Origin of the sequence: Photorhabdus hindustanensis, from assembly GCF_002968995.1 — a bacterium.
Lineage (GTDB): Bacteria > Pseudomonadota > Gammaproteobacteria > Enterobacterales > Enterobacteriaceae > Photorhabdus > Photorhabdus akhurstii.
Genome location: NZ_PUWT01000067.1, coordinates 21,713 through 48,137, shown reverse-complemented (window position 1 = coordinate 48,137; position 26,425 = coordinate 21,713). Strand labels below are relative to the sequence as shown.

The 26,425-nt window shown below is 43.4% G+C and carries 21 protein-coding genes, 2 pseudogenes and 1 other annotated feature; of the genes and pseudogenes, 20 read left to right on the top strand and 3 right to left on the bottom strand.

Annotated features, from left to right (window positions below; genetic code table 11):
- The 20 genes and pseudogenes from C6H66_RS20940 to C6H66_RS20845 all read left to right on the top strand — a co-directional run.
- The coding region (locus tag C6H66_RS20940) for a non-ribosomal peptide synthetase (RefSeq protein WP_146111088.1) at positions 1-4,780 on the top strand (4,780 nt) is incomplete at its 5' end.
- Positions 4,781-5,186: 406 nt separating this feature from the next.
- A pseudogene (gene thrS, locus C6H66_RS20935) lies at positions 5,187-7,116 on the top strand (threonine--tRNA ligase).
- A 3-nt stretch (positions 7,117-7,119) separates the two neighbouring features.
- Positions 7,120-7,659 carry a translation initiation factor IF-3 gene (gene infC / locus C6H66_RS20930; protein ID WP_071647077.1) on the top strand — a complete coding sequence of 180 codons (540 nt, stop codon included), beginning with the start codon at positions 7,120-7,122 and terminating at the stop codon, positions 7,657-7,659.
- 97 nt (positions 7,660-7,756) lie between these two features.
- Entirely contained in the window at positions 7,757-7,954 is a 198-nt protein-coding gene (gene rpmI / locus C6H66_RS20925; protein WP_011146889.1) for a 50S ribosomal protein L35, read from the top strand.
- A 41-nt stretch (positions 7,955-7,995) separates the two neighbouring features.
- Positions 7,996-8,352 carry a 50S ribosomal protein L20 gene (gene rplT / locus C6H66_RS20920; protein ID WP_036775937.1) on the top strand — a complete coding sequence of 119 codons (357 nt, stop codon included), beginning with the start codon at positions 7,996-7,998 and terminating at the stop codon, positions 8,350-8,352.
- 103 nt (positions 8,353-8,455) lie between these two features.
- Positions 8,456-8,580 (top strand) — a sequence feature (Phe leader region).
- A gap of 211 nt (positions 8,581-8,791) precedes the next feature.
- A complete protein-coding gene (gene pheS, locus C6H66_RS20915) occupies positions 8,792-9,775 on the top strand; it encodes a phenylalanine--tRNA ligase subunit alpha (protein WP_036775936.1) in 984 nt (327 codons plus the stop codon).
- A gap of 15 nt (positions 9,776-9,790) precedes the next feature.
- Positions 9,791-12,178: a phenylalanine--tRNA ligase subunit beta gene (gene pheT, locus C6H66_RS20910; RefSeq protein ID WP_105396606.1), complete on the top strand. Its 2,388-nt coding sequence runs from the start codon at positions 9,791-9,793 to the stop codon at positions 12,176-12,178.
- Between the two features lie 4 nt (positions 12,179-12,182).
- Positions 12,183-12,479, top strand: coding sequence for an integration host factor subunit alpha (ihfA, locus tag C6H66_RS20905; protein ID WP_011146885.1), 297 nt, complete (start codon positions 12,183-12,185; stop codon positions 12,477-12,479).
- Between the two features lie 66 nt (positions 12,480-12,545).
- The gene (gene btuC, locus C6H66_RS20900) at positions 12,546-13,553 is read left to right on the top strand and encodes a vitamin B12 ABC transporter permease BtuC (protein WP_046394491.1); all 1,008 of its coding nucleotides are present in this window, start codon (positions 12,546-12,548) and stop codon (positions 13,551-13,553) included.
- A 34-nt stretch (positions 13,554-13,587) separates the two neighbouring features.
- Positions 13,588-14,334 carry a vitamin B12 ABC transporter ATP-binding protein BtuD gene (gene btuD / locus C6H66_RS20895; protein ID WP_105396611.1) on the top strand — a complete coding sequence of 249 codons (747 nt, stop codon included), beginning with the start codon at positions 13,588-13,590 and terminating at the stop codon, positions 14,332-14,334.
- A 156-nt stretch (positions 14,335-14,490) separates the two neighbouring features.
- Positions 14,491-15,636, top strand: a complete 1,146-nt coding sequence (arnB, locus tag C6H66_RS20890; protein WP_105396605.1) for a UDP-4-amino-4-deoxy-L-arabinose aminotransferase — start codon at positions 14,491-14,493, stop codon at positions 15,634-15,636.
- A complete protein-coding gene (gene arnC / locus C6H66_RS20885; protein WP_040150606.1) occupies positions 15,637-16,614 on the top strand; it encodes an undecaprenyl-phosphate 4-deoxy-4-formamido-L-arabinose transferase in 978 nt (325 codons plus the stop codon).
- Entirely contained in the window at positions 16,615-18,597 is a 1,983-nt protein-coding gene (arnA, locus tag C6H66_RS20880) for a bifunctional UDP-4-amino-4-deoxy-L-arabinose formyltransferase/UDP-glucuronic acid oxidase ArnA (RefSeq protein ID WP_105396604.1), read from the top strand.
- Complete coding sequence (arnD, locus tag C6H66_RS20875) at positions 18,597-19,490, top strand: 4-deoxy-4-formamido-L-arabinose-phosphoundecaprenol deformylase (protein WP_105396603.1); 894 nt, start codon at positions 18,597-18,599, stop codon at positions 19,488-19,490. The genes arnA and arnD overlap by 1 nt, the downstream gene beginning before the upstream one ends.
- A gap of 7 nt (positions 19,491-19,497) precedes the next feature.
- Positions 19,498-21,160: pseudogene (arnT, locus tag C6H66_RS20870) on the top strand (lipid IV(A) 4-amino-4-deoxy-L-arabinosyltransferase).
- A complete protein-coding gene (gene arnE, locus C6H66_RS20865; RefSeq protein WP_065391464.1) occupies positions 21,157-21,498 on the top strand; it encodes a 4-amino-4-deoxy-L-arabinose-phosphoundecaprenol flippase subunit ArnE in 342 nt (113 codons plus the stop codon). The pseudogene arnT and the gene arnE overlap by 4 nt, the downstream one beginning before the upstream one ends.
- A complete protein-coding gene (gene arnF / locus C6H66_RS20860; protein WP_105396601.1) occupies positions 21,495-21,875 on the top strand; it encodes a 4-amino-4-deoxy-L-arabinose-phosphoundecaprenol flippase subunit ArnF in 381 nt (126 codons plus the stop codon). The genes arnE and arnF overlap by 4 nt, the downstream gene beginning before the upstream one ends.
- Before the next feature lie 97 nt (positions 21,876-21,972).
- Positions 21,973-22,458, top strand: a complete 486-nt coding sequence (locus C6H66_RS20855; protein WP_105396600.1) for a C40 family peptidase — start codon at positions 21,973-21,975, stop codon at positions 22,456-22,458.
- Positions 22,459-22,973: 515 nt separating this feature from the next.
- Positions 22,974-23,909 (top strand): hypothetical protein, encoded by a 936-nt coding sequence (locus C6H66_RS20850; RefSeq protein ID WP_105396599.1) that lies wholly within the window; start codon positions 22,974-22,976, stop codon positions 23,907-23,909.
- 174 nt (positions 23,910-24,083) lie between these two features.
- Positions 24,084-24,308, top strand: coding sequence for a type II toxin-antitoxin system TacA family antitoxin (locus C6H66_RS20845; RefSeq protein WP_046394511.1), 225 nt, complete (start codon positions 24,084-24,086; stop codon positions 24,306-24,308).
- A 100-nt stretch (positions 24,309-24,408) separates the two neighbouring features.
- Here C6H66_RS20845 and C6H66_RS20840 read toward each other — a convergent pair whose 3' ends face one another.
- From C6H66_RS20840 to C6H66_RS20830, 3 genes are all read right to left on the bottom strand, one after another.
- A complete protein-coding gene (locus C6H66_RS20840; protein WP_236548164.1) occupies positions 24,409-24,831 on the bottom strand; it encodes a flagellar protein FlhE in 423 nt (140 codons plus the stop codon).
- A 320-nt stretch (positions 24,832-25,151) separates the two neighbouring features.
- Positions 25,152-25,577 carry a flagellar protein FlhE gene (locus tag C6H66_RS20835; RefSeq protein ID WP_046394502.1) on the bottom strand — a complete coding sequence of 142 codons (426 nt, stop codon included), beginning with the start codon at positions 25,575-25,577 and terminating at the stop codon, positions 25,152-25,154.
- A 168-nt stretch (positions 25,578-25,745) separates the two neighbouring features.
- The gene (locus C6H66_RS20830) at positions 25,746-26,159 is read right to left on the bottom strand and encodes a flagellar protein FlhE (protein WP_036805322.1); all 414 of its coding nucleotides are present in this window, start codon (positions 26,157-26,159) and stop codon (positions 25,746-25,748) included.
- Between the last annotated feature and the right edge of the window lie 266 nt (positions 26,160-26,425).

The window sequence follows — 26,425 nt, the reverse complement described above, 5'->3', positions numbered from 1 at the left end:
ACTGACCGCGGAACGTTTTCTGCCTGATCCATTTAGTGGTGAACTAGATGCTCGCATGTATCGAACCGGGGATTTGGCCCGTTACCTACCGGATGGCAATTTGGAGTTCCTGGGCCGCAATGACCAACAGGTGAAAATCCGTGGTTTCCGCATTGAGCCGGGGGAAATCGAGGCTCGGCTAATGGAACATCCGGCGGTGAGTGAAGCGGTTGTATTGGTACTAGGTGACGGTCAGGACAAGCGGTTGGTGGCTTATGTGGAGGCAGAAGCGGATGAAGAGTTGGTTAATCACTTGCGTACTCATCTGAGTGCCATTTTGCCGGATTATATGGTGCCGGCAGCGTTTGTCCGTCTGGATTCCTTCCCGCTGACGCCAAACGGCAAGTTAGATCGTCGGGCGTTACCGGCACCGGAAGAAGAAGCGTTTGCCCGTCAGGTTTATGAAGCGCCGCAAGGGGTGATAGAAACCACATTGGCCGCTATTTGGAGTGAGTTGTTGGGTATTGAACAAGTCAGTCGGCATGACAGTTTCTTTGCGTTGGGTGGTCATTCATTGTTGGCGATACAGATGATTGAGCGTCTGCGTAGTGCGGGGTTAACGTTGGCGGTGCGTGATCTGTTCCAATCTCCGGTGCTGTCCGCATTTGCCCAAACAGTAGGACAGTCTCGAGCGGTGGTGGTACCGGCGAACGTCATCACTCCGGCGGCTACAGTACTCACACCTGAGATGTTGCCGTTAATTGAGCTGACCCAACTTGAGATTGACCATATTGTGGAACAAGTGCCGGGGGGAGTGGCTAATATTCAGGATATCTATGCCCTGTCACCGTTACAAGATGGCATCCTATTCCACCATTTATTAGCGAACAAGGGCGATCCATATCTGCTGGCCTATCCTATGAGTTTTGCTGATCGTTCGTTGCTGGATTGTTATTTGACGGCAGTGCAACAGGTGATTGATCGCCATGATATTTTGCGTACTGCCTTTGTTTGGCAAGGATTATCAGTTCCGGCTCAGGTAGTCTGGCGTAAGGCACCGTTATCAGTGACTGAGTTGACGTTGGATTCCTCAGATGGACCGGTTTGTGAACAACTGGCTCAACGTTTTGATCCGCGTCAGCATCGTCTTGATTTGGGTCAAGCACCACTGTTACATGTTGTTATTGCACAAGAAACGGATGGTCGTTGGATCGTATTGCAGTTGCAGCATCATTTGATTGGTGACCATACTGCAATGGAGGTGATGAATCGCGAAGTTCAGGCGTACCTCGCCGGGCAGGGGGGCCGCTTGCCTATTCCGACTCCTTTCCGCAATCTGATAGCTGAGGCCCGGTTGGGGGTGAGTCAGGTTGAACATACTCGCTTCTTTACCGATATGTTGGCAGGGGTGGATCAACCGACGTTGCCATTCGGATTGATGGAAGTACATCGGGATGGTTCACAGGTGGCACAATCACACCGGATGTTGCCCTCCATGTTGAATGACCGTTTGCGTAGTCAGGCTCGGCGTCTGGGAGTCAGTTTGGCTGCGTTATGCCACTTGGCTTGGGCACAGGTATTGTCATGTACCAGCGGACAGGAGAAAGTGGTGTTCGGCACCGTGCTGTTTGGGCGGATGCAGGCAGGACAAGGAGGTGACAGCGGCATGGGACTGTTTATCAACACCTTGCCGTTACGACTGGATATGGATGATACCTCGGTGCAGGACAGTGTACGGGCAGCACATGCCCGGCTGACTGGATTACTGGAACATGAGCACGCTTCACTGGCATTGGCTCAACGTTGCAGTGGGGTACAAAATGAAATTCCACTCTTTAGTGCTTTGTTGAACTACCGACATAATGCGCCAATAATCGCCACGGATGAAGTTATCAGCGGCATTGAATTTCATGGCGGGCAAGAGCGCACTAACTATCCGTTTGTTTTGTCGGTGGAGGATTTTGGTAATGCTCTGGGGCTGACGGCACAAATCGTTCAACCGATTGATCCGGAGAGAGTATGCGGTTATATGCAACAGGCGCTGGAAAGTCTGGCAGCGGCGCTTGAACAGCAGCCGGAGACACCGGTCCGAGCACTGAATATCCTGCCGGCAGCAGAAAAGCGGCTGTTGCTGGAGACCTGGAATGCAACTGAGGCGCCATATCCTGACCAGTGTTGTATTCACCAGTTGTTTGAACAACAGGCAGAGAAAACCCCTGATGCAATAGCGCTGATGTATGAAGAACATATTCTCAGCTATGCGGCATTAAATGCCCGTGCTAACCGGTTGGCCCACCGGTTAATCAGGCAGGGGATAGGGTCAGACGATCGCGTGGCGGTGCTGTTAGAGCGTTCTATCGAACTGGTGGTAGCTCAATTGGCAATCCTTAAAGCCGGGGCCGTTTATGTGCCTATCGACCCCCGAGTGCCGGATGAGCGGCAGCATTGGTTGATAAACGATTGTTCAGCCAAATTGTTGCTTACAGATATTCCGGTTAACTTGGATATTCCCCTGTATTGCTTTGCTGATGAGATGAGTGATATCGAAGAGGAGGATTACCTTAATCTTAACTTACCTCGGTCCAATATCGAGCTGGCTTATATCATGTATACCTCCGGCTCGACCGGTACGCCAAAAGGAGTAATGGTGCCGCATCAGGCGGTGGTTCGATTGGTTATTAATAATGGGTATGCTGAAATCGGGCCGGATGATCGGGTGGCGTTTGAAGCTAACCCGGCTTTCGATGCCAGCACCTTTGAAGTTTGGGCGCCATTGCTAAATGGCGGAACTTTGGTGGTGATTGATCACGAGACTGTGTTGACGCCTAAAGCGTTTGTCCAAGCATTACAAGTTTATCGAATCACCGTGATGTGGTTGAGTGTCGGGCTGTTTAACCGGTTGGCGACAGAGTTGGCTCCGGCTCTTGCGCAACTTAAGATCCTGATTGTCGGCGGCGATGTACTGGACCCGCATGTGATTGCGCAGGTTCTGCGTGATAGCCCGCCTCAACAGTTATTGAATGGTTATGGACCGAGTGAGGGGACCACTTTTACCACTACCTACCGCATCACGGCATTATCATCGGGGATGACCCAGATCCCCATTGGTCGACCGATAGCCAATACGCGGGTTTATTTGCTGGATGTCTATGGGCAGCCGGTACCTCTGGGGATGGTAGGGGAATTGTATATTGGGGGAGCAGGTGTAGCGTGTGGTTATCTCAATCGTCCTGAACTGACGGCTGAACGCTTCCTTGTTGATCCCTTTAGTGATTTACCTGATGCCCGCATGTATCGGACCGGGGATTTAGCCCGCTACCTGCCAGACGGTAATTTGGAGTTCCTTGGCCGTAACGATCAGCAAATTAAAATCCGCGGCTTCCGCATTGAGCCGGGTGAGATTGAGGCTCGATTAGTGGAATACTCAACGGTACAAGAGGCCGTGGTGTTGGTGCTAGGTGATGGGCAAGATAAACGTTTGGTTGCTTATGTCGTGGCACGACAGGATGAGGGACTGGCTAATAGCTTGCGTACTTACCTGAGTGCCATGTTACCTGACTATATGGTGCCGTCGGCTTTTGTGCGTCTGGATGATTTTCCGTTGACCCTTAACGGTAAATTGGATCGTCATGCACTACCTGCCCCAAGCAATGAAGCTTTTGCCCGGCAGATTTATGAAGCGCCACAAGGAGAAACGGAAACCGTATTGGCGGCTATTTGGTGTGAATTACTGAGCGTTGAGCAGGTCAGCCGGTATGACAATTTCTTTGTCTTGGGCGGTCACTCACTGTTGGCTATGCGGATGATAAATCTTGCCGCTAATCATGGTCTTATTTGCACATTGAATGATCTATTTCAATTCCCTGTGCTGTCTGAACTGGCAGCAAAAATGACATCAGATACGTTGTCTCAACCACGAAACAGTGCGATATCGGTGCGACTTGGTGGAACGGGCCTGCCGTTATTCTTTGTGCCTAGCGGGATGGGTGATTATTCCTATGTGTTCGGGTTGTCTCAGCAGCTTCATTCAGGCTACCCGATTTATGCATTGCCGTGGCCATCCATTAGTGAAGAGCCGATGTCGGCTATGGAAGAGCAAGCCGCAAGAATGATCCACTTTATGAAAGTGGTTCAACCGGAAGGTCCATATCAGATATGTGGTTACTCTTCCGGTGGCATATTGGCTTATGCGATTGCCCAGCAACTTCTGTATTCCGGTGAAGCGGTTAATTTCCTTGGTCTGATAGATACGCCAGTTCCTCATTATTACAGGCCGCGGATAACGCCGCCAAAATTCCAATTTTTTATCGAGTTGGCAAGACAAGCAGAAGACGGACATATTGAAGAAATTACGGCACTGTACCAACAAATTGATGAATTAGATTTGGTGCAATTTATCGAAATGGCGCAGAAATTGGCGTTATATCCGGCAAATCTGCGTGCTGATTTAATCGCAAGACGTTGGGAACAGATAGCAAATTATGCACAAATAGTTAAAAACTATGAGCCGCAAGTATCTGCGATAACACTGCATCAATTCTACGCAATGGAGCCTTCTTCGCCTGTATCTGTTGTTATGGAAACTAATGCTATGGATACTAAAGTTATGGATGTTGAATCACCGCCTTTAAACAGGGATATGTCGTTAGGCTGGGCGCGGATATTGCCTGATTCTTCGCTTCGGTTAATTCCAATTTCGGGTAACCATTTTAGTATGTTGGAGAATAATGAGGATAGAGCTGTTTTAGTTCAGGCTTTAAATATGGCGTTGGCGGAGGGGGGTGACGAGGGAGTTCAGTAATGGCTTAAAAGAGGCTAAACGATCCTGTATCCATATGTATGATAATCCGGCATATATAACTTATGCCGGATTTGTTCTATGTGTGTCTTGAAGAGCATGTTATCTGTTTTTCCTTAAAACATATTATTTCATTATAAAATTATTTTTTATAGTTTGTGCATTTGCATAAAAATAAGTGCAAATGATTGTACCTACACTAAACATCGCCGTGACCTGAATGGTTGTTGGTGGTATATTTTCGCGATGTTTAGGTATTGAAGGCAGTCACTTTTTACATTGTGTACCAATTTTAGTACCAAACTTTAATGGATTGACGAGATAATAATTTAAATCGTTATTTTAGTTGAATATCAAACTCCTTCAAGTGACCTTTCGTGTGGGTCACCACTGTAGATAAGGATTTTAAATGCCTGTTGTTACTCTTCCTGACGGTAGCCAACGCCAGTTTGACCGTGCCGTTTCTGTAATGGATGTTGCCTGTGATATTGGTCCAGGTTTAGCGAAAGCATGTATTGCCGGCCGCGTAAATGGTGAGCTAGTGGATGCTTGTGAATTAATCGATTCAGATGCAAATCTTGCCATCATCACCAGTAAAGATGATGCAGGGCTGGAAATTATCCGCCACTCATGCGCTCATCTATTAGGCCATGCGATTAAACAATTATGGCCAGATACGAAAATGGCTATCGGTCCGATTATTGATAATGGTTTTTACTATGATGTTGATATTGGCCGCGCCTTGACGCAGGAAGATATTACGCTGCTTGAAAAGCGTATGTTGGAACTTGCCAAAAAAGACTATGACGTCATCAAGAAAAAAGTGAGCTGGCAAGAAGCTCGTGATACCTTCGTTGCTCGTGGCGAGGATTATAAAGTACAGATTTTGGATGAAAACATCAGTCGTGATGATCGTCCCGGCCTCTATAATCATGAAGAATATATTGACATGTGTCGTGGCCCACATGTGCCAAATATGCGTTTCTGCCACCATTTTAAGTTGCAGAAAGTCGCAGGGGCATATTGGCGTGGTGATAGCAACAATAAAATGTTGCAGCGGATATACGGTACCGCGTGGGCTGATAAGAAACAGCTCAATACTTATCTGCAACGTTTGGAAGAAGCGGCTAAACGTGACCATCGTAAAATTGGTAAACAATTAGATCTGTACCATATGCAGGAAGAAGCTCCTGGTATGGCATTCTGGCATAACGATGGTTGGACTATTTTCCGTGAGCTGGAAACTTTTGTTCGCACTAAACTGAAAGAATACCAATATCAGGAAGTTAAAGGTCCGTTTATGATGGACCGTGTAATGTGGGAAAGAACGGGTCACTGGGAAAACTACGGCGAGCATATGTTTACCACTTCTTCAGAGAACCGTGAATATTGCGTTAAGCCGATGAACTGCCCGGGGCATATTCAGATTTTTAATCAAGGCTTAAAATCCTATCGTGATTTGCCGTTACGTATGGCTGAATTCGGTAGTTGTCACCGTAATGAACCATCGGGGGCATTACATGGTTTGATGCGTGTCCGTGGTTTTACTCAGGATGATGCTCATATCTTCTGCACAGAAGAGCAAATTCACCGGGAAGTCAGCAGTTGCATTAAGATGGTGTATGACGTTTACAGCACTTTTGGTTTTGAAAAAATCGTGGTTAAGCTGTCAACCCGCCCGGAAAAGCGCATTGGTACTGAGGAACAATGGAATCAAGCGGAAGCAGCTTTGGCGGCAGCACTACAAGAAAATGGCGTTCAATTCGAATATCAGCCGGGCGAAGGCGCCTTCTACGGACCGAAAATTGAATTTACTTTGCATGATTGTTTGGATCGTGCGTGGCAATGTGGTACTGTGCAGCTCGACTTTTCACTACCAGGCCGTTTGAGTGCGTCCTACGTAGGTGAAAATAATGAACGTAAGGTTCCTGTAATGATTCACCGTGCGGTTCTAGGTTCACTGGAACGGTTTATCGGCATCCTGACCGAGGAGTATGCGGGTTTCTTCCCGACATGGATTGCTCCACAGCAGGTGGTAGTGATGAATATCACCGATAACCAGGCTGATTATGTACAGGAATTAGTAAAAAAAACTTCAAGATGCGGGCATTCGTGCAAAAGCAGACTTGAGAAACGAGAAGATTGGTTTTAAAATCCGTGAACACACTCTTCGTCGTGTTCCCTACATGCTTGTCTGTGGTGAGAAAGAGGTCGAATCAGGAAAAGTTTCCGTTCGTACCCGCCGTGGTAAAGATTTGGGTAGCATTGATGTTAACGAGTTCATCGAAAAACTGCTTATAGAAATACGCAGTCGCAATCTTCATCAATTGGAGGAATAAGGTATTAAAGGCGGAAAAAGAATTCAAACAGCGCGTCCTAATCGCATTAATGGAGAGATTCGCGCTTCTGAAGTTCGTTTAACAGGTTTAGATGGCGAACAGATTGGCATTGTCAGTCTGAGGGAAGCTCTTGAAAAAGCTGAGGAAGCGGATGTTGATTTAGTTGAAATCAGCCCGAATGCCGAGCCGCCGGTTTGCCGTATTATGGACTACGGCAAGTTCCTCTATGAGAAGAGTAAGTCGATCAAAGAGCAGAAGAAAAAACAAAAAGTTATTCAGGTTAAGGAAATTAAATTCCGTCCTGGTACAGATGAAGGCGACTATCAGGTCAAACTACGCAACCTGATTCGTTTTCTGGAAGATGGCGATAAAGCCAAAATCACCCTGCGTTTCCGTGGGCGTGAGATGGCGCACCAACAGATTGGCGTCGAAATGCTTAACCGCATCCGCGACGATCTGGATGAACTGGCGGTAGTTGAATCCTTCCCTTCGAAGATTGAAGGCCGTCAGATGATAATGGTGCTCGCTCCTAAGAAGAAATAGTTAGGCAATCAAGTAATAAGCTCCAGTCGGTTCATCTGGTTGGGGCTTGTTCGCCTGATTAATTCGTTGTAATTCACAATGCGAAGTGGAAATTAAAATGCCAAAGATTAAAACAGTACGCGGCGCCGCTAAACGCTTTAAAAAAACTGCAAGTGGTGGTTTTAAGCGTAAGCGCGCTAACCTTCGTCACATTCTGACTAAGAAATCAACCAAGCGTAAACGTCATTTACGTCCAAAGGGCATGGTCTCCAAAGGTGATCTGGGCCTGGTTGTTGCTTGCTTGCCTTACGCGTAAGCAATTTTTAGATTAGAACTCAGAGACGATAGGAGAAGTATATGGCTCGCGTAAAACGTGGTGTTGTCGCCCGTGCACGTCACAAGAAAATTTTAAAGCAAGCGAAAGGTTACTACGGTGCCCGTTCGCGCGTTTACCGTGTTGCCTTCCAGGCAGTAATCAAAGCAGGGCAGTACGCTTACCGTGACCGTCGTCAGCGGAAACGTCAGTTCCGTCAACTGTGGATTGCACGTATCAACGCTGCTGCACGTCAGAATGGTATCTCTTACAGCCGTTTCATTGATGGTCTGAAAAAGGCTTCTATTGAAATCGACCGTAAGATCCTGGCTGACATCGCTGTGTTTGACAAAGCGGCGTTTGCTGCTTTAGTTGAAAAAGCGAAGAGCGCTCTGGCATAAGTTAGGGTAGTAAGGAGGGAGCATGCTCCCTCTTTTTACTTTGTTGTCAAATGCGGTTTACAAGAGTGTTGTTGCCAAAACAGAATTTTATTCCGAGAGAACCAACATTATGTCCTTAGCTTTTTTTCGCATCTTTTTTTACTTTAGCACCTGAATTCAGGGGGCTTTGCGCGTAAGAAAAGAAACGAAAAGTAGCGCCTGAGCCTCCGTTGTGGAGGTTTTTTTGTTTTTATGACAGTAAAAGCAGAAATAGGTATACCCTATGGATTTTAAAGTGCGTCGCGACGGTAAGGGAGCGAATCCCCGGGAGCATAGCAAACTATGTGGCCGTGGGAAGCGAGTTCAGCCAACAAAGAGGCAACTTGAAAGATAACGGGTATATATAAGGTCATTAACGATCATTACTAGCAGGCCGTTAGGCCGAAGGAAGAGGAAAACGATGCCACATCTCGCTGAACTGGTTGCAAAAGCAAGAGCAGCCATAGAAGATGCCCAGGATGTTGCTGCGTTGGATTTGGTGCGTGTTGAATATTTAGGCAAAAAAGGCCATTTAACTCTCCAAATGTCATCGCTGCGTGATCTGCCGGTCGAAGAACGTCCAGCAGCAGGGGCGGTTATTAATCAGGCTAAGCAGGAAGTTCTGGAATCTCTGAATATCCGTAAAGAAAAACTGGAGACTGACCTTCTGAACTTCCGTTTAGCAGCGGAAAAGATTGATGTATCATTGCCCGGTCGCCGTATGGAAAATGGCGGACTACATCCGGTTAACCGCACAATAGAGCGTATTGAAACTTTCTTTGGTGAATTAGGGTTTTCTGTAGAATCAGGCCCTGAGATTGAAGATGATTATCATAATTTCGATGCGCTGAATATTCCTGCTCACCATCCCGCCCGTGCTGATCATGATACTTTTTGGTTTGATGCCAAGCGTCTGTTGCGTACTCAGACTTCAGGTGTTCAGGTTAGAACTATGCACAGTCAACAGCCGCCAATTCGCGTCATTGCACCGGGTCGCGTGTATCGTAATGACTACGATCAGACACACACACCCATGTTCCATCAGGTAGAAGGTTTAATTATTGATCGTGATATCAGTTTTACCAATCTGAAAGGAACGTTGCACGATTTCCTGACTAACTTTTTTGAAGAAGATTTGCAGGTTCGTTTCCGGCCTTCTTACTTTCCATTTACAGAACCTTCGGCGGAAGTTGATGTCATGGGTAAAAATGGCAAATGGCTGGAAGTATTGGGTTGCGGTATGGTTCATCCCAATGTATTGCATAATGTTGGCCTTGATCCTGAAATTTATTCTGGTTTTGCTTTCGGTATGGGGGTGGAGCGCCTGACAATGTTACGTTACGGTGTAACTGATTTGCGTGCGTTCTTCGAAAATGATCTGCGTTTTCTCAAACAGTTTAAATAAAGGCGGGAATATCTCATGAAATTCAGTGAACTCTGGTTACGCGAATGGGTAAACCCAGCCATTAGCAGTGAAGTATTATCTGATCAAATTACCATGATAGGTCTGGAAGTTGATGGCGTTGAAGCCGTTGCCGGTCAATTTCATGGTGTAGTTGTCGGTGAAGTTGTTCAATGTGCCCAGCATCCAAATGCAGATAAGCTACGGGTAACAAAAGTGAATGTCGGTGGTGAACGGCTGCTGGACATTGTTTGTGGTGCGCCAAATTGCCGCTTGGGGTTGAAAGTTGCAGTAGCAACTGTGGGTGCTGTATTACCGGGTGACTTTAAAATCAAGGCGGCAAAACTGCGAGGTGAGCCTTCCGAAGGGATGCTATGTTCTTTTTCTGAACTGGGTATTTCTGAGGATCACGACGGTATTATTGAATTGCCGATTGATGCTCCTTTAGGTGTTGATCTGCGTGAATATTTGAAGCTGGATGATAAAGTCATTGAAATTAGTATTACGCCTAATCGCGCTGACTGCCTAAGTATTATAGGGGTTGCGCGTGATGTGGCGGTTGCTAATAAAATGCCCCTATCTGAGCCACAAATTGAAGCAGTAAAACCGACAACAGATGCTGTTTTCCCTATTCGTGTTGAAGCAACAGAAGCTTGCCCACGTTACCTGGGACGAGTAATTAAAAACATTAATGTGAAAGCGACAACACCACAGTGGATGCGTGAAAAATTACGTCGTGGTGGTATCCGTTCTATCGACCCGATTGTCGATGTAACTAACTATGTATTGCTTGAATTAGGTCAACCGTTGCATGCGTTTGATCTGGAACGCTTGAATGGCTCAATCACTGTGCGTATGGCGAAGCAGGATGAAAAATTGGTGCTGCTGGATGGTACAGAAGCCAACCTTTCTACTGATACGCTAGTTATTTCTGATGAAAAACAAGCTGTTGCAATGGCAGGTATTTTTGGCGGTGAACATTCAGGCGTGAATGAAGAGACGCAAAATATTTTACTTGAATGCGCATTTTTCGCCCCTTTAGCGATTGCTGGCCGTGCTCGTCGCTATGGTTTACACACTGATGCTTCTCACCGCTATGAACGTGGAGTTGATCCTCAGCTACAACACAAAGCAATAGAGAGAGCGACTCAACTGCTGATTGATGTTTGTGGTGGTGAAGCGGGTCCAATTATTGATGTTACTGATGAATCTCAATTGCCACAGTCCGCGACAATCACATTACGTCGTGAAAAACTGGATCGTTTGATTGGTCACTATATACCTGATGAACAGGTTGGTGACATTCTGACTCGCTTAGGTTGCAAAGTCACTGTTCAGGAAAATGGCTGGCAAGCGGTTGCGCCAAGCTGGCGTTTTGATATGGAGTTGGAAGAAGATCTGGTGGAAGAAGTTGCCCGTATCTACGGTTACAACAATATTCCAGATGTACCGATGCGTGCAGATCTTATCATGAAAAAACATCGTGAAGCGGATCTTTCCCTGCAACGTGTTAAAACGATGCTGGTTGACAGAGGTTATCAAGAAGCGATTACTTATAGCTTTGTTGATCCCAAAATTCAAGCACTGTTACATCCACAGCAACAAGCGTTGATGCTGCCTAACCCAATTTCAGCAGATATGTCAGCAATGCGTTTATCTTTACTGACGGGTTTATTAACGACTGTGGTATATAACCAGAACCGTCAGCAAAACCGTGTGCGCTTATTTGAAACGGGTTTGCGTTTTGTTCCTGATGAAAATGCGGAGCAGGGCATTCGTCAGGAGCTGATGTTGGGGGGAGTCATTACCGGCAATCGTTTTGAAGAACATTGGTCACTGGACAAACAGTCAGTTGATTTCTTCGATATGAAAGGTGATTTGGAAGCTGTTCTGGAATTAACTGGAAAATTATCTAAGATTTCTTTTAGAGCAGATGTAAATCCGGCGTTGCACCCAGGTCAAAGCGCCGGGATTTATTTGGAAAATGAATACATCGGATATATTGGTGTAGTTCACCCGGAATTGGAACGTAAACTTGACTTAAATGGCCGCACAGTGGTATTCGAAGTACTTTGGAACAAGCTGGCAAGTCGCGTGATTCCTGATGCGAAAGAGATTTCACGTTTTCCGTCAAACCGCCGTGATATTGCGATCGTAGTGCCTGAAAATATTGCTGTAGAAGATGTTTTGGCTGAGTGCAAGAAAGTTGGCGTAAATCATATAGTTGGCATAAACTTGTTTGACGTGTATTGTGGTAAAGGTGTAGCAGAGGGTCATAAGAGCCTTGCTATAAGTTTTATCTTGCAGGATACCGCGCGTACACTGGAAGAAGAAGAGATTGCTGCGACTGTTAATAGATGTGTTGCAGTGCTGAAACAGCGATTCCAAGCATCCTTGAGGGACTGAACCTATGGCGCTTACTAAAGCTGAAATGTCAGAAAATCTGTTTGAGAAACTGGGAATTAGCAAGCGTGATGCTAAAGATCTGGTTGAATTATTCTTTGAAGAAGTGCGTCGTTCTTTGGAGAATGGTGAGCAGGTAAAATTGTCTGGATTTGGCAACTTTGATTTACGGGATAAAAACCAACGTCCGGGGCGTAATCCTAAGACTGGTGAGGACATTCCGATTACAGCTCGCCGAGTAGTGACATTCCGTCCTGGTCAGAAGTTAAAAAGCAGGGTTGAGAAAGCCACGCCTAAAGAATAATCAAAAAGGCCGCATCGATAGCGGCCTTTTTCTTAAACGAATCCTCCCTCATGAGCTTGATTTACCATGCAACCCATCTCTTCCATCACTGAATTAGTGACTCGCCAGAAAAAGCGTGATTATCGTTTTCTGGTGATTCTCACTTGTTTATTTCTATTGGTTTTTTTTCTCTCACTCTGTGCCGGAGAAAATTGGATCTGGCCTGATAAATGGTTTTCTGAAACAGGTCAGTTGTTTGTGTGGCAATTGCGTTTTCCCCGTGTATTAGCTGTAGTTGCTGTGGGTGCAAGCTTGACTGTGGCGGGTGCTGTAATGCAGGCGCTGTTTGAAAATCCGTTGGCGGAACCTGGGCTATTAGGCGTCAGTAATGGTGCTGGCGTGGTGGTAGTGTTTTTGGTGTTGATGTTTCATGGTATTGCGCCATTTTGGTTACTAAGTATTAGCGCTGTGCTCGGAGCGTTGACTGTCACAATGATATTGCTGACTTTTGCAAGAAAGCGTTATTTGAATAATGCCCGTTTATTATTGGTAGGGGTTGCTTTTGGTGTCGTTTCAGGTGCGTTAATGACCTGGATGGTTTATTTCAGTACTAGCCTAGACTTGCGTCAGCTAATGTATTGGATGATGGGAAGTTTCAGTGGAATAGATTGGCGGCAGCAATGGTTAGTAGTCGCTTTGTTTCCTTTGATCATTTGGTTGAGCCGGCAAGGAAAAGTACTTAATTTTCTGTCACTGGGGGAAACACAAGCTCAACAGTTGGGTATATCGCTTTATTATTGGCGTAATTTATTTGTATTTGCTGTTGGGTTATTGGTCGGATTAAGTGTTGCACTTGCTGGAACAATCAGCTTTATTGGTTTGGTTATTCCACATATTTTACGTTTATGTGGTCTGACAGATTATAAAACACTACTGCCCGCCTGTGTTCTATCTGGCGGTTGTGGATTATTGCTGGCTGATTTATTTTCTCGCCTTAGCTTGAATAATGCAGAAGTGCCGATTGGCGTTGTGACTGCAACATTGGGTGCGCCGGTATTTATTTGGTTATTATTGAGAGTCAGAGACTGGAGTTAAAAAAGTGGATAATGTGCAAGTGACCAATCAGTTGATGGCTCTCAGTCAAGTATCAGTACGAAACAGATTAATGCCGCTGACAGCGTTGGTGCAACAAGGTGAACAGGTACATCTCATTGGGCCGAATGGTTCAGGAAAAAGTACGTTATTGGCCTGTATGGCCGGTATTTTACCCTATGGTGGTGCAATCAATTTGCAACAAAAATGTCTTAGTCAATATAGTCACTGCCAGTTAGCGCGGCATAGAGCATGGCTTAGCCAGCAAATTTCTTCTGTGCCAATAATGCCGGTTTTTCAATATCTGCAACTGTACTTAGCTGCCCATCTTGTTAATTGTGACAGTGTGTTGTCAGAACTTTGCTCCTTTTTTAAGTTGGGAAAACTTCTGGAGACACCTGTAGGTCATCTATCTGGTGGTGAATGGCAAAGGGTGCGATTAACAGGGTTTTTTTTGCAAGTCTGGCCGACAATCAATTCGGAAGGCAAATTATTGCTCTTGGATGAGCCTACGAATAATCTTGACATCACTCAGGTAGCCGCACTTGATCTATTAATAAAGAAATTTTGTGAACTCGGTGGAACCGTAGTCATGAGTGGTCATGATCTCAATCATAGCTATGATAAAGCTGATCGGATCTGGTTGCTTGCTAATGGAGCACTGGTTGCGAATGGAAAACCGGATGAGGTAATGAAAGAAAATACGCTCTCTAAAGTTTTTGCTGCTGACATCAAATGTGTGCCAGAAAGGACAGATAAGTATTGGCGGGTTTTCTTACCTTAATTATAGTCCCGCCGTATGTGCCTACTGTGAATCTGTACGTACCGTAGATCTATAGTAATTTCCACTTAATTTGTTAAATCATACCTGTGTTTACGATTCGTTAAAATATAGTCATCTAATATATCGTTATATTATGAATGAATTGGACTGTGTTTTATGGATCGTTTTCTTCCATTTTCTCGTCCTGCGATAGGTGATGAAGAAATTCAGGCAGTAGAAAAGGTTCTTCGTTCGGGTTGGATTACAACAGGCCCGCAAAATCATCAATTGGAACAGGACTTTTGCCGCATGTTTGGTTGTAAACATGCGGTTGCATTGGCCTCTGCAACGGCGGGTATGCATCTGACGCTAATGGCGTTGGGAATTGGCCTTGGTGACGAAGTGATTACACCATCTCAAACTTGGGTTTCCACAATAAATATGATCTGCTTGCTTGGTGCTGAACCGATCATGATTGATGTTGATCGTCATACGTTAATGGTCGACGCGCAGGCAGTAAAAAAGGCGATTACTTCCAAAACCAAAGCGATTATTCCTGTTCACTATGCCGGTGCGCCTTGTGATTTAGATGAATTGCGTGGGATTGCTCAAGAGGAGGGTATTCCATTGATTGAAGACGCGGCTCATGCATTAGGAACCCGTTATAAGAGTGAATGGATTGGTGAGCATGGTACTGCGATTTTTTCTTTTCATGCCATAAAAAATGCCACTTGTGCGGAAGGGGGGTTAATTGCTACTGATAATAATGAACTTATTGAACGAATTCGGTGTCTAAAGTTTCATGGATTGGGTATTGATGCTTTTGATCGTCAAATACAAGGCAGGAGACCACAGGCAGAAGTTGTAGAACCGGGTTACAAATATAATTTATCTGATATTCATGCTGCGATTGCTGTTGTGCAATTAAGTAAATTGGAATCAATGAATATTCGCCGTCGGCAAATTGTTGCCCGTTATTCAGCGGCATTAAAAGATTCGCCTTTGCAGATGTTAAGTGTGCCTGATTATGAGCATATGCATGCACATCATCTATTTATGGTGCGGGTTGATAAGGATGTTTGTGGCATTGATCGCGATACGTTAATGGAACGTTTGAAAGAGAAAAATATTGGTACAGGTTTGCATTTCAGGGCTGCGCATACACAAAAATATTATCGGGATCGGTATCCGCAATTGTCATTACCCGAATCAGAATGGAATTCAGTAACACTTTGTTCATTGCCGCTCTTTCCTGATATGAGTGATGACGATGTGGATTATGTTATTGATGTTTTACAAGAAATTATTTCGGAGCACAGATAAGTGTTATTTGAACAAATTAAAAAAGTTTCTGTTGTTATTCCGGTTTATAACGAAGAAGAAAGTTTACCTCTTTTATTGGAAAGAACCTTAGCGGCCTGTAAACAATTGACTCAGGAATATGAACTTATTCTTGTCGATGATGGTAGTAGTGATAGATCTGCGGAAATTCTGATTCAGGCTGCGGAACAGTATGAAAATCATATTGTTGCAATTTTACTTAATCGTAATTATGGTCAGCATTCAGCGATTATGGCGGGGTTTAATCAGGTCAATGGCGATTTAATTATTACGCTCGATGCCGATTTGCAAAATCCGCCAGAGGAGATCCCCCGTCTTGTTAAAACGGCTGAACAAGGTTATGACGTTGTGGGTACTCGCCGGGCTAATCGGCAGGATTCTCTGTTTCGTAAAACAGCCTCAAAACTCATCAATGCATTGATTACTAAGGCAACAGGCCGCTCTATGGGAGATTATGGCTGTATGCTCCGTGCCTATCGCCGCCATATTGTTGAAGCTATGTTACAGTGCCATGAGCGCAGCACCTTTATTCCTATTCTGGCAAACACGTTTGCCCGTAAAACCATTGAGATTGATGTCGCTCATGCCGAGCGTGAATTTGGCGATTCTAAATATAGCTTCATGAAGCTGATTAATCTGATGTATGACTTACTGACCTGCCTGACAACTGCGCCTTTGCGTTTGCTGAGTGTCGTAGGCAGTGTGATTGCAGTTTCTGGTTTTTTGCTGGCTGTATTATTGGTGGTTTTACGTTTGATTTTTGGCGCCATATGGGCAGCAGAAGGGGTATTTACTCTATTTGCCATCCTTTTCATGTTTATTGGCGCGCAGTTCGTCGCGATGGGCTTATTAGGTGAATACATAGGCCGTATCTATAACGATGTTCGGGCGCGCCCACGTTATTTTATTCAAAAAGTGGTCGGAAATAAAAAGACCAACAACAACCAGGAAGAGTACTAAATGAAAGCAATTGTATTTGCCTATCATGATATCGGCTGTATCGGGATCAATGCCTTAACTAAAGCGGGTTTTGATATTCAGGCGGTATTTACCCATACAGATGATCCTAATGAAAACCATTTTTTCTCTTCTGTTGCCCGTTTAAGTGCAGATTTAGGACTACCGGTTTTTGCGCCAGAGAATGTCAACCATCCACTTTGGATTGAACGTATTCGGGAACTGAAACCTGATGTGATTTTCTCTTTTTATTACCGAAATATGCTGAGCGAGGATATTTTATCGCTGGCGAGCACAGGCGCATTTAATCTGCATGGTTCACTGTTGCCAAAATACCGTGGTCGCGCCCCGATTAACTGGGCGATTTTAAATGGTGAAGTGGAAACCGGTGTAACCTTGCATAAAATGGTGTTGAAACCTGATGCAGGGGATATTATTGCTCAACACAAAGTTACTATTGCAGAGACAGATACCGCGTTGGCTTTGCACGGTAAAATTCGTGAAGCAGCGGAAAAACTGCTTAATCAAGCATTACCCCAGATCAAAGCGGGAACTTATCCAGCGATACCGCAAGATGAAAGTCAGGCAACTTACTTTGGGCGCCGTACTGCTGCGGATGGTGAGATTGAATGGAGCAAATCAGCCGCTGAAATTAACAATCTTGTCAGGGCAGTGACTGAGCCATATCCGGGGGCGTTTACTTTCTTGGGTGAACGTAAGATTACTATCTGGCGCGCCTCTCCATTGAATGAGATTCATGATAAACAACCAGGAACGGTATTATCGGTAGATCCGTTAATTATTGCCTGTGGAGAAGGCGCGTTAGAAATTATTAATGGGCAAAGCGAATCAGGGTTATATGTTCAGGGCCATCGTCTGGCGGTAGATATGAGCATGGTGACTGATATCCGTGTTGGTCCAAAGGCAACCGCTCAAATTAGCCACCGGAAACGTGTATTAATTCTCGGTGTAAATGGCTTTATCGGTAATCATCTAACAGAACGTCTATTACGTGATGGCAACTATGATATTTATGGTATGGATATCGGTTCTTCCGCCATTGAGCGTTTTATTGGTAATCCGCGTTTCCACTTCATCGAAGGTGATGTCAATATCCATACTGAATGGATCGAATATCACATTAAAAAGTGTGATGTTGTTTTGCCATTAGTAGCCATTGCGACTCCAATTGAATATACCCGTAATCCGCTGCGTGTATTTGAATTAGATTTTGAAGAGAATCTAAAAATTGTCCGTTATTGCGTTAAATACAATAAACGGATTATTTTCCCATCCACATCAGAAGTTTATGGAATGTGTGATGATAAAGAATTTGATGAAGATGACTCTCGTCTGATCGTTGGTCCGATCAACAAACAGCGTTGGATCTATTCTGTATCAAAACAATTGCTAGATCGTGTTATTTGGGCATATGGTGAGAAAGAAGGACTCAAATTCACACTATTTCGTCCATTTAACTGGATGGGGCCACGTTTGGATAATTTGAACTCCGCGCGTATCGGCAGTTCCAGAGCGATCACACAATTAATATTGAACTTAGTTGAAGGTTCACCGATCAAACTAGTGGATGGTGGTGAACAGAAACGCTGTTTTACTGATATTAATGATGGTATTGAGGCGCTGTTCCGTATTATTGAAAACCGGGATGGGTTATGTGACAGTCAAATTATCAATATTGGCAATCCAACTAATGAAGCCAGTATTCGTCAATTAGCGGAAATATTACTTGATAGCTTTGAAAACCATGAATTGAGAGATCATTTTCCTCCGTTTGCTGGATTTAAAAAGATTGAAAGCGGCAGTTACTACGGAAAAGGTTATCAGGATGTTGAACACCGTAAACCAAGTATTAGAAACGCGGAGCGGTTATTAGGTTGGAAGCCAACCATCGACATGAAACAGACGATAAATGAAACACTGGATTTCTTCTTGCGTGGCGCAGTGGAAGAATTAGGGAAAAATTAATGAAACAAGTTGGCTTGAGAGTTGATGTGGATACCTATCAAGGAACCGTTGAAGGGGTGCCGCAATTACTCAAGATTTTGGCAAAACATCAGATTCAGGCCAGTTTTTTCTTTAGTGTTGGGCCGGATAATATGGGGCGCCATTTGTGGCGTCTTTTACGGCCGAAATTCTTATGGAAAATGTTGAGGTCAAATGCAGCGTCTCTATATGGTCTTGATATTTTACTGGCGGGAACGGCATGGCCGGGTAAGAAGATCGCTAAGGATTTAGGCTATTTGATGAAACAAACTCTGGATGCAGGCCATGAAGTGGGTCTGCATGCTTGGGATCATCAGCGTTGGCAGGCGAAAGTCGACCATTGGTCAGAAGCTCAGTTAACAGAGCAGGTTAAACTGGGGATGGATGCATTGGTACAGGCAATTGGCCAACGGGTAACTTGCTCTGCTGTTGCGGGTTGGCGGGCTGATGAACGCATACTCGCGGTAAAGCAACAGTTTGGTTTTGATTACAACAGCGATTGTCGGGGAACTCATCCATTCAGGCCCATTTTACCTGATGGTACTCTTGGTACTGTGCAAATTCCGGTAACGTTGCCAACTTATGACGAAGTGATAGGAATTCAGGTTAAAGATGAAGATTTTAACCAATTTATCCTTGATAAGATGAAAAACAGCCAGGGAGTTCCGGTATATACCATCCATACGGAAGTTGAAGGGATGTCCAAGTCCACAGAATTTGCAACGCTGTTGGAAATGGTTCATCAGGAAAACATACAATTTTGTGCATTGAGTCATCTGCTGCCTGAAAATATACAGCGACTTCCTGTCGGGAGAATTATTCGTTCCGAATTTCCCGGCAGAGAAGGATGGTTAGGATGCCAACAAGAGGTTTAACTTATCTATGTTAAATAACCGGGCGTGTAAAGTGGGGGCCTTTCTGATGGCTCTTTTTTTTTATCCTCACCTATTTATTACCCCTTAATGGCCGTCTGCTATGGCAGCCTGATGAAACCCGTTACGCAGAAATTAGCCGAGAAATGCTGCAACGAGGGGATTGGATTGTTCCGTATTTGCTGGATATTCGTTATTTTGAAAAACCAGTAGCGGGTTATTGGATTAATAATATTAGCCAATGGATCTTCGGTGATAATAATTTTGCTGTTCGTTTTGGGTCGGTTTTCTGTATTTTTATCAGCGCGATTTTATTATATCGACTTGCTATGATGATGTGGCATAACCGGCATATTGCTTTTGCCGCCAGCCTTATTTACATCTCAATGTTTCTGGTATTTGCCATTGGCACTTATAGCGTACTCGATCCAATGTTTTCTTTATGGATAACGTCTGCCATGATATCTAGCTTCTGGGCGTTAAAAGCCGATTGTAACAAACAGCGGATTATGGCATATCTGGTACTGGGTTTATGCTGTGGTATGGGATTTATGACCAAAGGGTTTCTGGCATTGGCCGTTCCGGTCATTGCGATGTTGCCCATTGTCATTTATCAGAAGCGGGTTCTGCAAATAATATACTTTGGCCCACTTGCTATTATTTCGGCGGTAGCAATCAGTTTGCCGTGGGTGATTGCGGTTGCCCAACGTGAGCCTGACTATTGGCATTATTTCTTCTGGGTTGAGCATATTAAGCGTTTTTCTTCCGATGACGCACAGCATATTGCACCATTCTGGTATTACATACCGATTCTTATTCTTGGTGTGATCCCGTGGTTGGGATTATTACCCGGCGCGGTAATTAAAGGTTGGAAAGAGAGAAAATCCAATCCTGAAATGTTTTTTCTACTTTGCTGGTTTGTCGTACCATTTTTATTTTTCAGTATCGCGAAAGGAAAATTGCCAACCTATATCCTGCCTTGCATGGCGCCATTGGCAATGATGATGGCTAAATTTGGCGTTGATTGCGTAAGAGATGGCAAAATGAAATTGCTGAAGATCAATGGAATGGTTAACGTATTGATTGGTCTGATGGCGGTAATGGTTCTGTTTGCTATGGAAGCAGTAACAAAACACTCTTTATATCAACCATCAGAATGGCCTAAATGGGTTTTAGCGATTGTTGCTTTTGGTATTTGGGGAATTATTGGTTATCTGTGTTTTGCGTTGAATGGAAAATACTGGTTGTGGTCGGCATTTTGTTCCATTGTTGTCAGTTTAGTGATAGGTAATGCGTTGCCTGAGAATACTGTTAATTCTAAATTACCGCAAAGTTTTATTAAGTTACATCATCAGGAACTTGCAGACAGTCGGTACATTCTATCGGAAAGCGTTGGTCTTGCAACCACGGTAGCTTGGGAGATGAAGCGTAGCGATATTTATATGCTTGAGAATTGGGGTGAGTTGGAATATGGGTTGAATTATCCAGATAGCCGATATCGATATATCAGTTATAAAGATTTTCCACAATGGTTAGAGAAAGCGCGTAAAGAAGGACGGGTATCAGTACTCTTTCATTTATATAAAAATGAAAAATTACCTGATTTGCCAAAAGCAGATCACATTAATCGTAATTATCGCTTTGCTATTTTGGTTTATGAGAAGCGACCATGATAAATTTCACTTTATTGTTGCTGGTTAGCTTACTGACATGTGCTGGTCAGCTATGTCAGAAACAGGCTGTGATATGTTGGCAGAGTGATGTTTATCCGCGGGCATCTGCGCTGAAATGGTTGATAGGGGCTGTGATTCTATTGGCTGTTGGCATGTTATTCTGGCTTCGTCTATTGCAGATATTGCCATTAGGAATTGCTTATCCCATGTTAAGTATAAATTTTATTATGGTCACGTTAGCGGGGAAATTTTTCTATCAGGAGAAAGCAGGCAGAAAACATTGGAGTGGAGTTGTATTTATCATGTTGGGAATTTTGCTGATGAGCTTGAATGAATGAAAGGTTATATTTGGGGATTAGTTAGTGTATTACTGGTGACAATAGCCCAGTTATTACTGAAATGGGGTGTTGTCAATTTACCGGCATTGAATCTTGGTTTGGATTGGTTTGATATTGAGTGGCTGTGGAGTCATCGCCACTCCCTGGTGATGGTAATGGCCGGTCTGGCTGGGTATCTATTATCTATGCTGTGTTGGTTATTCACGCTAAAATATTTACCATTAAATAAAGCCTATCCGTTAATAAGCTTAAGTTATGTATTTGTCTATTTAACGGCGGCTTTATTGCCTTGGTTTAATGAAACCATCACATTATTGAAAACCGCGGGTGTCATTTTCATTTTGTGTGGTGTCTGGTTGATTAGCCGTCCAGAATGAAGAATATTTAGCTGTTTTACTTGAAGTACAACCTTGTTTTTTTATCGAGTGCCGGATAGAGTTAACTTATTCTGCTGATCTTATGAGGAGGGGGGTAATGATAATAAGAACAAAAGAGTTACTATTGTTGCTCAGTCTGTTACTTATTGGCTGTTCCAGCCACGCCCCCAGGACACCGGCGCCTGAGTTAAAAACGGCGCTTTCTGATCCCATCATGGTAATTGCTCAACTTAAGGAGCAGCTTAATCAATGGTATGGTACGCCATATCATTATGGTGGAATGGATCATCGGGGGGTAGATTGTTCTGGTTTTGTTTACCGTACTTTCAGTGACCGGTTTGATATTCAGTTACCTCGCACTACCGATGGACAAATAAAATTAGGCACCCGTATTAATAAAAGCGATTTAATGCCGGGTGATTTGGTCTTTTTCAGAACAGGTAGTGGCGAACATGGGTTACATGTTGGTATTTATGATGCCAATAATCAGTTTATTCATGCATCGACTCATAAAGGTGTTATTCGTTCATCTATGAATAATGTTTACTGGAAAAAAGCTTTTTGGCAAGCCCGTAGAATTTAAGGTATATTCGTTAAGGAAGCTTAGAAATAAATAACCAACTCCTTAACATATAGGGAACTGGTTAGAACATCTATCATAGAACTATTTTGTTATTTCTGTTGTAGTGTTATTATAACTTGTAGTAATTAGATGCAATATATATTTTCAGTAAATTTTTTATTCAAAAATAAAATATCATCAATGATAAATACAATAAAAAACATTTTTATTTTTTATGATAAAAAAGACCTGAACATTATTTATCAAGCCGGCTTGTTTTTATGAGTTATATTTTTATTTGCTATATTATACTAATAAGTGTATTTTTCAACATGAAATATAATTAACTGATTTGTGAAGAACAATATCAGATTATATTTTAAATTAGAAACAGAAAATTAATATTTAAAACAGTTTTGCATTCGCGCACCATAAATATGATTAATTAATCAGATGACTTTTATCTGCCAGAAATTAATTATATTTTGGTGAGGAGAACAGACCTAATAACTTAAATCATATTAAGAGGAAAACTGATGACAAATAAACAACCTTATTTACCGGAAATAAAATATTCTCCGTGGGCGCCCAATGATGCGCCATTATTTATCATACTTGGGCAATCCAACAGTTATGGTCATGGAACACAATTACCACAAGGTGAAAAAATTACACAAGGTTTAAAAAACGTATTTACATTATCTCAGCCAGAAGTTTACAGCATTGACTTTCCCGCAATTAACTGGACAGGGCTGACTAGCTTTGGTAATGCCAATATTGGCACTCCTATCGGTTTACCTATTGGCAATCAGGATCACCCAGTCAATGTCGCCAACCGTTTTGCCAAACTTTGGCAAGGCCACATTAACCGGGGTAATGCGCTTAATTTACCTGATCTTTATGTCATTTTAATGGGGTGGGGCGGGCAGGGCATGTATCTGGATAATCTGCCGAATAACCGTTGGGCTCCTGAGCGAAATCCCTGCGATGTCGAATCGCTCTATCCGCGTGCGATCAGAACCTTGCGCATGGCGGTCGAATCACTGCGTAAACTAGGCAAAAATCCTCGTATTTTGGCTGTTCATTGGAACCAGTGGGAAGCAGAAACCGAAAGTTTATTGGCGGCACAGGCATCAGAGCAGAATTTTACCCGCATCATTACTGGTATCAGTGATGCTTTGGGTTCTCGCTGTATACCGTGGAGATTGTATTATCCACTTTCGGTTGTATTTGAACCTATTAACACTCGTTATGTACTTGAAGCAATTAACAATGTTATCGCTGATGCTCCCCAATATCGAACGCTAATTGATGCACGGAATTCTCCTGACTATACCGGAAAGGCGCCGGAGTTTGGTGTTTTTCTGCCTGATAGTATTCATTATGATGACAAAACCCAGATATGGTTTGCCCAACAGGAATGGGAATTGATTTTATCTGGTTATAAAGGGGTTCAATTACCGCAGGATTAATTATCTGAGGGAGACTAAGATGGCGGCCGAGGCCGTCGTCATCTATTATCAGGTAGAAAATAATACATTCTTGGATGTTCATATTGTGCCTTTTCGACATACATATTAATGAACGTCTATTTTTTATGCCATAATGGCACCATGTTTATATGGATTAAAAATGCAGATGAAATCATGGCTACTAATACAGAACGTAAAGAGACTCGTTTAGTTGCAAGAATTTCCACAGAGATTCAAGAGATCATACAAATAGCGACTGAACAAACTGAAACCTTACATCTTTCGATGAAGGGGGCTGATGCTTTGTTGGCAGCTTTGGAAAATCCGCCAAAAGCAAACTCTAAGCTACTTAAAGCCGCAAAGCACTATAAAGATAGGGTGAATGTCTATAATCCTTGAAGAAATCATCTAGTAACTTTCTTAAACCCTACAATATTCAAAGCAAATCAAAATTGCCGCCTATAATACTGACGGCAATCTTTGGAGAGTTATTGAAATATTATTCCCAGTTGACAATAACTTTTCCGGTTTGGCCAGATACAGGTACTGTTCCACCACTTGCAACTCTCAGAGCATAAAAGAATTGCTGTGCCGGGTCTCTATTATTGAATGCGGTAGTCGTCATTCTTTGAATGCGTGATACATCCAGGCAACTGTTGGTATCTCCGTGGCAAAGATAAACGGATAGTCCTTGAGTATTAGCAGGCCATCCAGCAACGCTCCAAACCCAAGATACTTCAGTAATACTACCCGTCGTTGGTGTAGGTCCAACAATAGGAAGATAGGCAATTTCCGTGAAGTTTCTGGAATATATCGTTGGTAGAGTAATCGAAGATGTATAGCTCCAGCTTGTCGTGAATCCTGTTTGTGGGAACATTGTTAACAATAATGCACTGCTGATGCCACAGAGGGTTGTGAGCACTTTCTTTTTCAATTTCATAATTGCTCCCGATAACTTAATGTTTTCTGTTGCGAGGGCCGGGATGTCTCCTGCGATCTCACACTTTTCGCCACCTAAACCATAAGTGAGGATAGATAAAATACATTAGATGACTTTATTAATTGAGGTATTTTTTCCTCGAGTTGTCAATGAAAAATGGGAATTTAAATTAAATTTATCTAATGAATTAATGAAATGAAGCCAGAGTTGGAAGACTATTTAGCAGACTATATTGATATTCAAAGCAAATCAGAATTGCCGCCTGTAACGCTGACGGCAATCTTTGGAGGATAATAGAAAAGTTATTGCCAAGTGACAGTAATTTCTCCAGTCTTACCTTCTATTGGCATTATGTTGCCGTCTCCAACTCTTAAAGCGAAAAGGAACTGTTGTGCTGGGCTTCTGTTATTGAATGCGGTAGTTCCACCACTTGTCTCGCGTGATATGTCGAGGCAGCTATTGGTATTTCCCTGACAAAGATAAACCGACAAATTTTTAGGCCATCCATCAACTCTCCAAGCCCAAGTTACAAGGTTAATTTTTCCTGTTGCAGGTGGAGATCCGACAATAGGAACGTTAGCAATTTGTGTGAAATGTTTGTAATGCAGCGTGGGTAGAACAACCGAAGATTGATAGTTTGCCGCGAATGCGGATTGTGAAAACATCGTTAACAATAATGCACTGCTGACGCTACAAAGGGTTGTGAGCACTTTCTTTTTCAGTTTCATAATTGCTCCTGGTAACTTGATATTTTCTATTGTGCGATCTTGGATATATCCTGAAATTTCGCACCGTTTGCCACCGACGTTATATTTAGAAAGCCATACTGATATTCAAGATTGGTCAGAATTGCCGTCTATAGCGCTGACGGCAATCTTTGGAGAGTTATTGAAAAGTTATTGCCAACTGACAGTAATTTCTCCGGTTTGACCTGCTATTGGCATAACGTTACCGTTTCCAACACTTAAGGCGAAAAGGAACTGCTGGGCTGGGCTTCTATTATTAAATGCGGCTGTCGACATTCTTCGCGTGCGTGATATATCTACGCAACTGCTGGTATCTCCCTGACAAAGATAAACCGATAAATTCTTAGGCCATCCAACAACGTTCCAAGTCCAAGATACATTGGTAATCTTTCCTGTTGCAGGGGGAGAACCGACAATAGGAACGTTAACCGTTTCTAAGAAATTTTTGGAATACAGTGTGGGCAGAACAACTGAAGAGTGATAGCTGCCACTTGCCGCAGCTGTCTGTGAGAGCATAGTTAATAATAAAGCGCTACCAATCCCAAAGATTTTTTTCAATTTCATGGTTGTTATCCTGATAATTTAATTTCTTCATATTGATGAGATCTTGGATATGTCTTTCGATCTCGCTCCCTTTTGCTTCCTCAATTTCATAACAACACCCACCATGTACTAAAGGTGGTAGCATCAATTTGGGTGCATTAACCCTATTACGTCAATGGGTAATGTTGATTTTTGTTAAATAACTCTAATTAATTTTTGGCATCTGATGTTTTTGTCTTTTATTCAGACGGCAATCTTTTACAACAGGATCTCCCCATGATATAAAA